This window comes from Nostoc paludosum FACHB-159 (genome assembly GCF_014698835.1).
GTDB lineage: Bacteria > Cyanobacteriota > Cyanobacteriia > Cyanobacteriales > Nostocaceae > Nostoc > Nostoc paludosum.
Map to the genome: position 1 here is coordinate 20,901 of NZ_JACJTU010000022.1, position 14,223 is coordinate 35,123.

At 39.5% G+C, this 14,223-nt stretch carries 9 protein-coding genes; 2 read left to right on the forward strand and 7 right to left on the reverse strand.

The features are described 5' to 3' along the window. Positions 1-14 precede the first annotated feature (14 nt). The 3 genes from H6H03_RS21630 to abc-f all read right to left on the reverse strand — a co-directional run bounded on the left by H6H03_RS21630 (position 15) and on the right by abc-f (position 4,206). The gene (locus H6H03_RS21630) at positions 15-1,700 is read right to left on the reverse strand and encodes an ABC1 kinase family protein (RefSeq protein WP_190957136.1); all 1,686 of its coding nucleotides are present in this window, start codon (positions 1,698-1,700) and stop codon (positions 15-17) included. Positions 1,701-1,824: 124 nt separating this feature from the next. Next, positions 1,825-2,151: a DUF6825 family protein gene (locus H6H03_RS21635; RefSeq protein WP_190957137.1), complete on the reverse strand. Its 327-nt coding sequence runs from the start codon at positions 2,149-2,151 to the stop codon at positions 1,825-1,827. 441 nt (positions 2,152-2,592) lie between these two features. Further along, positions 2,593-4,206, reverse strand: coding sequence for a ribosomal protection-like ABC-F family protein (abc-f, locus tag H6H03_RS21640; RefSeq protein WP_190957138.1), 1,614 nt, complete (start codon positions 4,204-4,206; stop codon positions 2,593-2,595). Between the two features lie 3 nt (positions 4,207-4,209). On the opposite strand from abc-f, the gene H6H03_RS21645 reads away from it, so the two are divergent. Further along, complete coding sequence (locus tag H6H03_RS21645; RefSeq protein WP_190957139.1) at positions 4,210-4,350, forward strand: hypothetical protein; 141 nt, start codon at positions 4,210-4,212, stop codon at positions 4,348-4,350. 477 nt (positions 4,351-4,827) lie between these two features. On the opposite strand, the gene H6H03_RS21650 is transcribed toward H6H03_RS21645, so the two are convergent. Further along, positions 4,828-6,132 (reverse strand): AAA-like domain-containing protein, encoded by a 1,305-nt coding sequence (locus tag H6H03_RS21650; protein WP_313931892.1) that lies wholly within the window; start codon positions 6,130-6,132, stop codon positions 4,828-4,830. 623 nt (positions 6,133-6,755) lie between these two features. Here H6H03_RS21650 and H6H03_RS21655 point away from each other — a divergent pair. Beyond that, the gene (locus H6H03_RS21655) at positions 6,756-7,040 is read left to right on the forward strand and encodes a DUF427 domain-containing protein (protein WP_190957140.1); all 285 of its coding nucleotides are present in this window, start codon (positions 6,756-6,758) and stop codon (positions 7,038-7,040) included. A 505-nt stretch (positions 7,041-7,545) separates the two neighbouring features. Here H6H03_RS21655 and H6H03_RS21660 read toward each other — a convergent pair. The 3 genes from H6H03_RS21660 to H6H03_RS21670 all read right to left on the reverse strand — a co-directional run bounded on the left by H6H03_RS21660 (position 7,546) and on the right by H6H03_RS21670 (position 14,220). After that, positions 7,546-10,527 carry a hybrid sensor histidine kinase/response regulator gene (locus tag H6H03_RS21660; RefSeq protein ID WP_190957141.1) on the reverse strand — a complete coding sequence of 994 codons (2,982 nt, stop codon included), beginning with the start codon at positions 10,525-10,527 and terminating at the stop codon, positions 7,546-7,548. A 265-nt stretch (positions 10,528-10,792) separates the two neighbouring features. Beyond that, positions 10,793-13,621 (reverse strand): methyl-accepting chemotaxis protein, encoded by a 2,829-nt coding sequence (locus tag H6H03_RS21665; RefSeq protein ID WP_190957142.1) that lies wholly within the window; start codon positions 13,619-13,621, stop codon positions 10,793-10,795. Between the two features lie 101 nt (positions 13,622-13,722). Beyond that, positions 13,723-14,220 carry a chemotaxis protein CheW gene (locus H6H03_RS21670; RefSeq protein ID WP_190957143.1) on the reverse strand — a complete coding sequence of 166 codons (498 nt, stop codon included), beginning with the start codon at positions 14,218-14,220 and terminating at the stop codon, positions 13,723-13,725. Positions 14,221-14,223 lie beyond the last annotated feature (3 nt).

The following is a 14,223-nucleotide window of genomic DNA, read 5'->3' on the forward strand; positions in this document are numbered from 1 at the left end:
AATTTTTTCAACAATTAATACATACGGTCATAACGGTCGAGGCGTAGAAGTAGTCTGATCAAAATCACTGAAATCCCTGCTGCGATTAAAGTAGGCAGCAGTGCTAACCATACAAAATTCTTGACTACTAAAATAGTAGCTGAAAGCGTGAAACCACTAATTAACAGAGCATAGCTCATTGAGAGTTGGATATTACTCTGCCGCCGTAGCAAACGTTCAGTTTCTATAGACCGAACGCGCAGGCGCATGTCTCCCCGTTCTAACTTTTCTAGGGTATCCTCTAACCTACGTGGTAGACCCAACGCAGTACTACTTACTTGAGCTGCTTGACGACTCAATTCGTTAAGAAAGCTATTTCCCTCAGAACCATTCATATCGGTCATAAGCTGCATTGCATAGGGTTTGGCAACTTCCATAAAGTTAAACTCTGGATCTAAGCCCTTGCCTACCCCCTCTAGGGTAGAAAAGGCTCGCATCACAAAAGTGAAAGTTGCTGGAAATCTAAATGGTTGATTATAAGCTATTTCGTAAAGATCATCACTAATTGCGGCCACTGATTGGTTTTCAAAGGGCTTATCCATGAAATTGTCCAGCATATACTGGACGGAACGCCGCACTGGCCCCATGTCATCTACTGGGGCGATCGCACCTAAATCGATGAGAGATTGTACTACGCGATCACCGTCTTTTTGGGCAATACCAAACAGCGTTTGCATCAGTCCTTCCCGAATGTTGGACTTAATTTGCCCCATCATCCCAAAATCGTAGAATATCAAAGCACCATCGGGACTGATGGCAATATTGCCTGGGTGGGGGTCAGCGTGGAAAAATCCACTATTGAGTAACTGTAGCAAATAGGCTTGAGCGCCTTGACGAGCAATGGTTTTTCGATCTAAACCTGCGGCTTCTAAAGCTTCGTATTGGCTAATTTTAATTCCAGGGACATATTCCAAGGTCAGCACGCGAGAGGTAGTGTACCGCCAGTAAATTTTTGGGACTTTTACCCAGTCATATCCACGAAAGTTACGGCGAAAAGTATCAGCGTTACGGCCTTCATTGAGATAATCAATTTCTTCCCAAAGAATGCGACAACATTCTTCATAAATACCAAGCCAATCTCGTCCCTTTCCCCATTTGGGATGATTTTGAAAGTAGCGGGTAATTCCTTTAAGAATTTGTAAATCTATTTCAAATAACTTTTTTAATCCCGGACGTTGCACTTTAACTACCACTGCTTCGCCACTGTGCAATACAGCTTTGTGTACTTGCCCTAAGCTAGCAGCAGCTAAAGGAATAGGTTCAAAATTTTGAAAAAGTTCAGGAATTTTCTTGCCTAATTCTTGCTCAATAATCGATTCTACTTGTTCATAGCTAAATGCTGGCACTTTGTCTTGTAACTTTGCTAGTTCTTCTACATATTCAACAGGGAATATATCAGCACGGGTAGAAAACAATTGTCCAACTTTGATGAAGGTTGGGCCTAAGTCCAGCAGGGTATTACGAATCCAAACAGCTTGGGTTTTGCGTCTTGCAGTTTGCTTGGCTTCAGTCACACCACCTGGATAACTCCAAGATTTGTTGTATTGCCAAAGTTTGAACAATAAGGTCAAGACAAAAGACCAAATGTCCACAAAACGCCGTCTGCTGGAGTATTTTTCCCTATTCCAACGGTATGCCTTATCTGAATAACCTTGTTCCATATACTCCATTTACCGTTGGTTTGTAACCGAATTATCTGCAAGAAAAGACACTCTGATTCCTAAACTGTTTTTATATGTCCTTTGTCATTTCTGGTTTGTATAAAACCAATGCCCAATACCCAAATTATGCAGAAGTTCTGCGATGATGTTGCAGTTCTGTTCGCAATAGGGCAATTTCGGCTCGCAATTCATCAATCTCTGCTTGCACGTCTACTGGCTCTGAACCGGGTTGCCTAGTGCTTGTGCTACCTTGACCGGTATTCGCGGCTTCGGCTGCTCTATTTGCCCGTTCTAGGACTTCTTCTGTAAATTGGCGCAACTGCTCTCTAGCTTCAGCATCAAATTTGCCCACTTCGCTCAAAGCATCGGTCAAGGCGACCTCTAAACGCTCGTTAACTACTTCAGCTACCGCTCTGCCTACAAAAAAGGCTTGTACAAGGGGGTTAGTCATAAATTTTTGTTACGTTCATCCGCAAAAGAATTATAACTTGACTGTATGCTTTGCGGCTTCTGTTCGAGAGTTAGAGATTTTGCCAACAGGCGATCGCTAGTCTAGTTTAGACCTGCCTTGAAAATAGGGACTGGGGACTGGTGACTAGGAAAGAAATATTTTCATTCCTTCGTTGTGAATTGTGTTCATGGAGTCTCTTGCAAAAGTGTTTTTTGCAAGAGGTGGGAAAAGGGATACATGTTAAAGGGGAAAGGAAAATACCAAACCTTTCCCCCTTTCCCCGACTTCTGCAAGAAGTCTTTTGCTTAGCTACTGGTTGGAGTCGTAACCGGCCATTCATGTTAACAGCCGAGTCAATTGTCAGACTATATCCATCGAAGGCAACACTTTGCTAATAACTCTTTACAAGTAGTGCGATCGCACTATTTTTTTGTTCTCTATCTATTTATGACATTGCAGCAACTCTTGATAATATTGCTCAGGTGTACTCGGTAAATAGCTTGTCGTTTGTAAAACTTGTTGTTGCAATTTGAAACCTTGAGTAATATTAATCCGGCTCAGGAAATCTAAATCGTGGGAAATTACCCAAATAGCTCCTTGATAGTCATTGATACCTATTACCATTTGTTCGACGGTTTCAATATCTAAGTTATTAGTTGGTTCATCAAGAATCAGTAGGTCAATTTCAGAAATACTAATCATCGCGATCGCCAATCTTGCCAACTCGCCACCACTGAGTACAGATGCGCTTTTATTAACCTCGTCGTATTTAAACAGAAAATGTCCGAGTTGTTGCCGTAAAAGCTGATAGCTGAGATTTGGATTTGCTGCTTGCATATTTTCCAAAATTGTGCATTGCCTATTGACCAATTCATAGGTTTGATCGAGATATATAGCTTTCATTGTTGGTGCAAGTAAAACATCACCTGATTCCAAAACTGCAACTTGGTTTTCCATTGCCAAAATTGCCTTTACCAAACTTGATTTACCAGAACCATTAGCGCCGACAATGGCAATGCGATCGCCAGAGGAAACATGCAGATGAATATTGTGTAAAAGTACCCGTTCTGATACCCTAAGATTCGCACCTTGAATATCAATTAAATTTTTACGCTTTTGGCTTTTCTCTTCTAGTTGAATACTTGTTACTTTCGTTGTTTTTACCTTAGTATCTGCAACTTTTTGATTAGCTTTATCTACTGCTGCTTCATGTTTATTTTTGGCATTTCCGGCTGATGTTTCGGCTTTTCTTTTCATCGCTCCGGCTGCCATTCTGTCGATGCTACCATTGAGAAACTTAGCACGACCATTGCGCTGAGATTGGGCTGCACGCTGTTGTTCCTGCATAGCCGCAGCTTGAGTGCGTTTGAGTTCCTTTCTCGCAACTTCGTGCGATCGCAATGCTGCATCTAACTCAATTTTTTTCTGTTCTCGATAGTAAGAAAAATTGCCTCCATATACTTTTAAACCAACAGGTGTCAGTTCCCAAGTAACATCTGTCACTTGGTCTAAAAAAAAGGGCTTGTGTGAGACAATCACAAATGCGCCAGTGAAATTGCCAAGAAACTCTTTTAAACTTTCTAACGCTTGCAAATCCATGTGATTAGTTGGCTCATCCAGCAACAACAAATTTGGTTCTTGAGCCAAACCAATTGCTAAAAATAATTTTGTCAATTCTCCACCACTCAAGTTATCCATAGGTAGAGAAAGGTCAATATTTGTATTAAATTGTGCAAGCAAAATTTCCTCAATTTTCCACCATTCATCCGAGATAGAAATCAAAAAATTTAGTACTGTATCTGACTTAATTTCTTGCCTGATAGTGCTGATTTGAGGCAAATAATAAACAACACCATGATGCCAAACTGAACCTGCGCTGGGTGTAATTTGGCCTGCAAGAATCTTGAGTAGGGTTGATTTTCCTATACCGTTATTACCGACTAAAGCAATGTAATCACCCGCTTCAATACTAACCTGAACTTTTTCAAACAAAGTTCTTTCTAAGCTGAGTTCATAGCTTAAATTCTCAGCTAATAATATTGATTTTTTCTGCATTATTTGTCAAACCTCAATTACCAAACTTCCACCCGCGTGTTAGCAACGATTTCGGGTAGATTAGACACAAAACAAACTCAGCCGCAGACACTTGCCAAGCGGTTTGATGTAGATAGTAGTGATGACAATATCTTTAGTACATGACTATGTGAAGTAACCCTGTCAAACTAGTTGCGTTTATTGTTTGTTGACATTTGTTGCTTTGGCGCAACAGGTGTTTGGTACTACTTCATTTGTGCTATCTCGTTAGAGTTATGATGAGGTTTGATATTGACTACAGTGTAGCATAAAGGAATTCCGGAAGGCCAGCGATCGCTTTCTTCTCTGTGACCTCTGCGCCTCTGTGGTGAATAAAGATTTTTAACCGCAGAGGCGCAGAGAACGCAGAGGCTTGTTTGAGAAATTAGGTATCTTGTATTGTTTGTGAGGAAGATAAAATTGCACTTTCTTTTTTTTACAAGCTTTTAATTTAATGCGATCGCTTTTACAAAATGATTACTATATATAAATAAATATTAACTTAATCTATGCCTACCAAACAAATTACAGAGTATTTCAACTTCCTGATTGCAAGACAAGCTAAACAACAAGTATGACACAAATAATTTTACCCTTTTAACTTTAAAGTTTTACCAACTGTTGACTAAAATAAAGACGATATAATTCACACATAATACAAGCTTGATTGCCGTTGAGTTGCACTAAACCCATGCTTTCTAGTTTATAAGCAGCGATCGCATCTAATTCTACTTTCTCATTGCTGGCCATTACCTGTTGCATCGCAGACATTAATTCTGGTTCTTTTTGCAGCAAGTTTAACAGTTCTCGCAAATGCTGGGTGTAAATTCCCATCGGTGTCGATGCTGTTTCTAATAACATTTCTAGGGTCATTTTTTCCCCAGATAAATGATAGAGTGCAAGGCTTACCAAATAAGGATGTCCCCCAACCATTGCTTGTAGAGATTCTAAGCGTTTTATCCCTTGGGAATCTGCCGCCCACTCTAGCCCATAACGCAATGCTAAATCCTGCACTTGGTTGAGGGTAAATGGTGGCAGAGTAATTGTAATTCCCACATTAAAAGGCGATTGATTCAGCTTCAGGGGAACATAAATTTCTGTGGTGTGAACTACCACTATTCGGAGTTTTTGCCATGTCTGGTCTTGCTTTGCTTGTTCGTGCCAAAATCGCAGCATTGGCAAAAAGTCTTGGGCAATATTTGGATGTTCAAAAACTCGCTGCACTTCATTTAAAGCTAAAATCACGGGATTTGATGCAATGTATTGTAATAGATACCCTTCAAAATAAATTTTGCAGCTGACTTTGCTGCCCATATCTGTATCCCAAAAATCATCGAGACAGGGAAAGAGGTTTAACTGCCTGGTGACATAGATACAAAACCAACGTAAAAATTTATCCAGAGAAGTAAAAACTTCTTCGTCAGCTTCTTGAAAGTCCAAATAGATAATTTGATAATCCTGCTCTTTAGCATAAGCAATCATCTGGTTGAGCAGCGAACTTTTTCCCGTTTTCTTGGGTGCTTTAATTCGGATTAAGCAACCAGGTTGTATCAATTCGCTACAAATAAGTTGTTCTAATGGAGGACGGTTGATGTATAAAGTAGAGCCTGCTGGCAAAGGGCCACTAGGAAATTCCATCTTGCCGCCTGAAAAGAAGTTTGGATCAAGCCTTGTGAATCTAAATTTTTTGTTGAACTGTTGTTCTTGTGGTTGATTTTGCTGTTTACTAATCCCTTGCAAATATTTGCTCAACACTAGATGTAGATTCTTTTTTGTTATTCTCTCTCCAGTTGCTTCGGACAAGTCTTGCCACAACTGAGAGCCAATTTGCTTTATGTAGTTGCTACCATAACCTGTTCCCTCTGCCATCTCATCGTAAGTTTTACCCAACCACGACTGATACAGCACAAACCACTGAATGGAATCGAGAGGCCTGTTTTGTAGAATTCTTTCTACAGCGTCTAGCAATTCTTCCACGGTTATTAAAAGTTAAACATTTAGTAAAATTACAGATTTCCTTTGGCTTAGTAATAATATACAACCGAAAAAATACTTGGATATAGAAAAATCTATGAGCTTGATTATGTTCTTTAAATCAACAGTATTAAAATGTTTATTTATGTATAATTATTGCTTAAGTATAAAATTGTGACTTGGGCGATCGCACTGTAATTATTACGATAGCTTCATTGTTACCAGTGCCGTCACGAACTAAATAAGTATTTTAACTTAAAAAAGTATGTAAAATTTTGATTATGAATGCTTCTTTGCAGCAAAATATATGTATTACATAGTAAGTTATGTAAGCTAACGCGCCGGAAAATTTGAGTATTAGTCAGATGTCAACTTTGTTTGCTCAGGCTGCTGAGGTAGAATTCGTTGCGCCAGCCTTTGAAAACAAAGACAAAGTTATGTTTAATGATTCTCATATAGGACTTACGCAAAAACTCAAGCAAAGGCCAGCTATAAAATTTCGTTGTGTCCGTGGAAGTGTCAAAATAGATATGTAAACTTTATTTACAAAATCACTTATGCCGAAAGCAATTTGGAATGGCGCAGTTTTAGCCGAAAGCAATGATACCGTAGTTGTGGAAGGCAACCATTATTTTCCGGCTGACACAATTAACAAAGAGTACTTCAGTGAAAGTAACACGCATACGACTTGCCCTTGGAAAGGTGTCGCTAGCTACTACAGTATCGAAGTTGATGGGCAAGTCAATAAAGATGCTGCTTGGTACTATCCCAGCGCAAAGGAGAAAGCTAAAAATATTGAGGGCTACGTCGCTTTTTGGAAAGGTGTAAAAGTTGAGGCTTAATAAAAGTTCTTGGAAGTATTTTATTTCCAGAGAATTGATTCAGTATTTACAGCAATCATCAAACTAAATTTTGTGGAGGTTGGCTTGTGTTAACCTCCATAGTCTTAAATTATTTAGCGATCGCAGGCAGTTTTTCAAGCTTTCATACCACTCACTACAGAACAAGCAAATAAACGCTAACGATCTGACACGATGCTTTGTTGATTGATAAGTTTTGTTTAAGCTGTGGTCATGAAAGCATAAGCACTGTAGCATACAAATAATGATCGTGTTCGCTAGACCAAAATACCAATTCGTAATTCGTAATTCGTAATTCGTAATTCGTAATTCGTAATTAAGAAAGGTAGTGATGCTCTGGGTTTTGGAGTTTGAATGTGTTGGGGTATTTTAGATAATTAATAAAAGTTAAAACAAGGGGTGCGTTACGCCAAAGGCTAACGCACCCTACGAAAATCTACGAGAATCTCTTTCTTAATTACGAATTAAGAATTACGAATTACGAATTTCAATTAGACGCTGCCTTTTCTGCAACATTATGAATGATTTCTTCCAAGGTTTGGAGTAATTCTTGCTCGTTGTACGGTTTAGAAAAGTAGGCTCTAGCACCCAATTGCATAGCCAATTGTCGATGTTTATTACTGCTACGAGAAGTGAGCATCGCCACTGGAATATTTTTTGTACCAACCTCTGAATTTACCTTACCTAAAAATCCATAACCATCAAGACGAGGCATTTCAATATCACAAATGACTGCTTCAACTTTCAATCCATTTTGGAGTTTTTCTAAAGCGTCTTGACCATCTTTAGCTTGTTCTACTTGATAGCCTCCTTTTTCCAGGGTTAAAGCTAAGAAGCGGCGAACATTAATTGAGTCATCTACAATCAAAATTGTGCCTTTAAATTTGCTAGATACTGCTGATATTTTCTCTTCGTCAAATATCAAAAACGGTGTCTTTAATCTTGCTGACGGTAATTGAGTACCTCTAGGAGTCCGTTGATTACTAGCAATCCAATACAGCAATTCATTGATATTAACTAATGGTACTACTCGACCATCTCCAAGAATTGTACAGTTGGTAAAGCCTTGAGGTAGAGGTATATTTCCTTCAATTTGGCGGATAGCAACTTCTTGTTCGCCCCAACAACGGTCTATTTGTATCGCTACTGTTTGATTATTACCTTTAACTACTAACACGCTGTTAACATTAATTGCTGCTGGAGTTTCTAATTCCGCGCTATCATAACGCAGGCAATTAAATTGTAAGTAGTGACTCAAGCGGATTAATGGCAACATAGTTCCTTGCCAATTCAATACTTCGCTACCCGCCATTTGAAAGACTCGCTCGTTTTGGAGTAGCGATATTTCGGAAATAACATCTGTGGGAAATGCCAATAGCATTTTGTTAATTTCTACTAGCAATACTCGTCCTACAGAAAGTGTAAATGGCACTGAGAGGGTGAAGGTTGTACCAACTCCCGGTTCGGTATCAACTTTAATATCTCCTCGAACCAATTTAAGATTGTTGCGAACCACATCCATACCAACACCACGACCAGATAGTGTTGTTACTTGGTCGGAAGTGCTAAAACCTGGTTCAAAAATTAGTGATAGCAGTTCTTCATCACTAGCATTAGTGATAAGAGAACCATCTAACCCCATAGCTAAGGCGCGGGTGCGAATTTTCTCTAGAGAAATGCCCCAACCATCATCGCGTATACTAATATGTGTGCGATTGCTATGGTGAGTTGCTTTAATTTCAATTAATCCTTGTTCTGGTTTACCAAGGAGGCGACGAGTTGCAGCATCTTCGATACCATGATCGAAGGCGTTCCTTAATAGGTGCATTAAAGGCTCGTTCAATGCTTCTAAAATGCTGCGTTCAATTAAAGTATTACCGCCTTCAATTTTCAGGTGTACGCTCTTTCCATACTCTACATTTAAGTCGCGCAAAGCTCTCGGAAAACGGTCAACTAAATCGGACAGCGGCCGCATTCGGATATGATTAAGTTTTGTTTGTAATTGTTTTGATGTTTTGTTAATTTTGCGAGCAATTTGGTCTGTATCATCAACACTTAATTGCACGTCGGTTGTGACTTCTTGCAGCTGAACAATGGTTTCCATAACTTCCTGCGATCGCAGGCTTAAATCGTTATAGCGATCCATCCCTAAACTGTCTGCGTCTGGTGTATGGTTGCCATTTTCAACTGGTAATTGCCCACCAGCAGCCACGGCAAATTGAGTTGAAACTTTCGCGTAAGCTGTACGTAGTTCTTGATTTTCTCTATCGAGAACTTGCACTCGCTGGTTGAGATTCCGGACGAGTTTGCGTAATCTTTCTAGTTGGGCATTTAAACCATTGCGTTGAACAATCAGTTCCCCAAATAAATCATTAATGTGTTCTAGTTGTTTGCTGGGAACTCGAACGGTATTGTCTTGAATTTCTCGTTCTTTACCAACAGTTAATTTGCCATCTGGAGCATGACTTTCTCTAGCAAATATTGTATTTTGCTCTGTAATATTTACAGCATTGACATCATCGGTAAATTCTGCATCTAAAAATGTAAAATTGGCAGCAACTGTTTCATCTTTATTTGCATTTTCTGTAGATGGGGATACGATTTCAGTTTCGAGAATATCTGAGTCAGTTGCATCTGTAGCAATCAATTGTGGTATTACTTCTGTTTTTAATATTGGCTGGGATTGGGTAGAATTACTAAATTGAATTTCTGTAGGTAAATTATCTAATTGATTTGTTAGTACCAAAGCTTGCGATCGCCGCCATGCTTGCAATGCTAACTGAGCAATTTCATAAATACGATGGCTGCTTGCAGTAGCTAATTGCTGGCTTACTGACTCACAAAGTTTGCTAAAAGCTGGCAGTTGCAGCATTTCCCCCAAGCCGCCTAATTCCCCTGCCATCACGGCAAATACTTCTTGTAAATTAGACTGCTCGCTATTTGCCAACGCAGATTCTAAGCGCTGCAAACATTCCTCTACTTCTGTTTCAAATAGCAAAGGAATAACATCTTGCCCATCTTCTGGAGATAACATGGTTGTTGCATCTTCAGGGCTGGGGTCACCCAAGCGTTCGTGCAACTCATCAAAAATTGGGTAACAAAAAGTTGCCAACCATTGTTTTTCAACAAGATTTCCCTGTGCCAGCAAGTCAACAATTTGACGCAACCAATCAACACCAGAAAGCAATAAACTTTGTAACTGAGTATCAATTTCTAAAGAATTTTTGCGAGTTTTTAAAACTTTAAAAGAATCTTCTAAACGATGAGATAAATCACTGAGGGATTTAAATCCCATCATCGCTGCCCCGCCTTTAATAGAATGAGCAGCCCTGAGTGCAGCATTAATTTTATCTAAATCAATGCGGTTACTAGTATCGATTTCCAGCAATACCCCTTCTAAGGTATTCAAATAATCAGTTGCTTCTTCCAGAAACTGCATCTGGATTTCTAATTCTTTGTCATTTAGCATTATTTTTGTCCTTAGTCATTGGTCATTGGTTATTAGTCATTAGTTATTAGTCATTAGTCATTCGTTATTGTTAATTACAAGGATTTTAAAGTAAATGAACCACATTATTGTTATCTCACGCATTCGCTTTTAGGCGTTCCCGTAGGGTAGGCGCAAAGGCAAGGCAGCGCGGTCTTGGGGGTTTCTCCCATGAGCGACTGCCGCGCAAAGGAAGAAGGGAAGAAATAAGATTGTGGACAAATGACCAATGACTAATGACTAATACTTAACTAACTTTGAAAGTTCCGACAGTCTGTTGCAATTGCTGGGAAATCTCCACAGTTTCTTGCAGAGATTGGGAAATTTGCACAGAAGAATCGCTGGTACGTTGTGATATGGCAGCGATGTCTTTCATCAATTGGCTGACGCTTTGCGATGTTTCTACTTGAGATGCAGTTGCAGTGGAAATTGACTGCACTAAAAAGTCAATTTGACGCGATACATCTAAAATCTGACTTAGACTTTCCTTGGCCTCCTCTACAATTCGAGTACCTTCCGCCACTTGGGTAGTGCCGATTTCCATCGCCTGCACTACTTCGCTAGTTTCTCGTTGAATATTCTCCACAATTTCTTCAATTTCCTGGGTTGCAGCAGCACTCCGAATCGCTAGTTCCCCGACTTCTTCTGCAACTACAGCAAAACCCTGACCTTCTTCACCCGCGCGGGCTGCTTCAATACCGGCATTAATGGCAAGCAAGTTAGTTTGGATGGCGATTTGATTAATTAACGAAACCACGCGAGAAATTTGTTGTGAAGATTCGCCAAGACGCTTAACTTTTTTGGCAGTTTCCCCAACTGTTTCTCGCATAGATAAAATGTTTTGTACTGTCAAATCCATCGCGTGCCCACTCTGAGTAGCGTTGTGAGCAGCATGATTGGCAACAAAAGCTGCTTTTTCGGCACTTTCGGCTACAGCTTGCATAGATTGGGTCATTTGGTCAACAGCATCGAGAGTGCGGTTGATTTGAGCAGCTTGGGTGAGTGCTTCTTCTGCTAATTGGCGGATGGCTCCTTCATTAGAGCCAATGGCAGTATTTACTTGAGTAGCCGCTTGTTTGACTTGGGTAACAATATCACGCAGACTTTCCACAATGGAGTTGAAAAAGTCGGCAACAGTACCTATTTCTCCGGCAGTCACGTCTGCACGCACTGTCAAGTCGCCTGTGGCTGCACCTTCGATGTCATCAAGTAGTTCTAAAAGTTGTTGTTGCAGTGCTTCTTTTTCTTGCCTTTCTTCATCAGAACCTTTGACTGCAACATTTTTAGCTTGTTCTATTTCCTCTAGTAACTTCGCTTCTTCTAATGCATAACCGATTTGAGTTGCTATGTGTTGAAACAAGTTAATTTCTGGCTGTTGCCAAACACGAGAAGTTTGACAATTATGAGCAATTAATAAGCCGCAAATTTGTTCTTGGATAACAATAGGTGTAATCAGATAACCTTTGACGGCAAATTTGTCTAATAGTTGAATGTAACTATCGGCATTTTTCAAATTTTGGTCTAGATAAATGTTGGCAACTGCTTGCACTCGGTTATCTTGATAATTTTCTATATGGTGTTCCCAAAAATAGCGATCGTCGATTCGCACTCCCATCGCTTCTGGCCAATTGCCACTTAATGATTCAGCAACAACGACACCATCTTTAGTCTCTTGATTCAAACGATAAACAATTACCCGGTCTGTTTTAATCCCTCGATGAACTTCTTTAACTGCTGCTTGATAGATATCTTCTGTTTTGAGAGTTCTGCGAATTTTTAGGGTAATATCTGCTAGTAATTTCGTCCCTTCAACATCTAGTTCTTGTTCCTTGGACAAGACCTCTAATTGTTCGGCCATCTGGTTAATGTTTGCACTCAATACCCCTAATTCATCTTCTCTTCCAGTGTCCAAACGGGTATTTAATTTACCTTGATTGAGCTTTGTTAATGCCGCAGTTGCATTGAGAATTGGCTGTGCAGCTAGTTTCGCTAACCAAGATGCGATCGCTGCGACAATCAAAGCTGTCAGTCCAGTGCCGATGGCTATAATCCACAACAATTGTCGTTGCGGTTCAAATACAATTGCCGTGTCTGTAGATAACAATACCTGCCAATTTAAATCTGGCAAGCCATCTAACTTAGTCGATGGAACGTAACTAACTAATTGTTGTTTTTTATAATTTTTGGGAACTTCAATAAAACTATCTACTTTTTTTGCTGTTAGCAGTTTAGCTAAACTCCGATATTCTGCCTTTGCTTGTTTACCCAAGAATTGTTGTTGCGGACTTAAAAAAATTGTTCCCGCAGCATCAAGTAAATGATATTTTTGTCCATTTGCTGCGTAGTTTTTGATGACTTCATCTAAAGATTTACCGGGTATCCGCGCTCTAACTATGCCAATTGTTTGACCCGTATATGTATTTTTAATTGGTGCTGCTATGTAAATACTTACTACACCAGTACTTGTTACTGCCTCTGGATTACTAATAACAGGAGCATCTTTTTGTAGAACCTCTTGAAAATAGCTCTCGTCTTTTTGGTTTTCCAGAACTTCGCCTGTAGATTGAACAATTAAGTTACCCAGGCGATCGAAAATGGCGACACTATCATAAGCTTTGTAAGCTTCAACAACACGATTTAATACTGCTTGCTTTTGTTCGCTACTTGTGCTGTTGCTAAGTTGAGAATTTGTCAAAAATGGCAAACTAGATATTACTTGGATATCTCCATAACGTCCCAACATGAAACGGTTGATTTTATCGCTTAAACCAGTGGCTTGAGCTTGTTGAGACTGGGTGATTTGCTTAGTAATGGATTTGTTGGCAAAGCCAAAAGCGATCGCACCTATGGCCAATACTGGTAGCGTACCAATGGCGATCGCTAAAATTGTCGCTTTCTTAACTAAATTCAGCCTTGTAAAATAGCCAAAAGCTTGATTTCCAGAAGAATTTCTACCAGTTTCAGCAGTCACCTTACTTGGCAGCATTACTACACTTCCAGTTACTTTTTGAGATGAAATTAGCGATGCTCGATTTTGAGGACTTCTACCATTGTTTGTGCCAGTTTTATTAAACATAAGATTATTCCTTCAATATGTGAATAAGTAAACTAAAAATCATTTTTTATAAAGAATTCTAACTCCTGACTCCTGAATTCTGAATTCTGAATTCTTTTTACTTAATCACTGCGGAGAATAGAGGACTGCACAATAGCTTGAGAATCTAACACTAGTAATATTTCTTTTTCTTGCACTACACACCCACATAAATAAGGAACTAAACTCGATGCTACTTGTCCTATGGGAGAATGGATTTCATCGGCAACAAACCTAATAGTACCTTTGATTTCTTGTACAACTAAACCTAACAAAAGTGATTCTACTCGGATAACGATCGCACTATACTGCCGCACCCGATAATCCAGAGACTCTAAATTCAGCATTCTTGGCAAATCAACTACCCAAATTATCCGACTGCGCCAATTCATTAATCCTAATATGCAAGGAGGCATATTAGGCATGGAAGTAACAGAATCAACAGGCACAAGAATTGCTTCTTGAGTATGTTTCATTGATAAAACGGCACCAGTCTGTTGATTTAACTGAAATTTTAAATAACCGTCTGCTAAATTTTTTTCGGCTGGTTTTGGGGAAAGTGTAATGTTTGTACTAGTCATTGA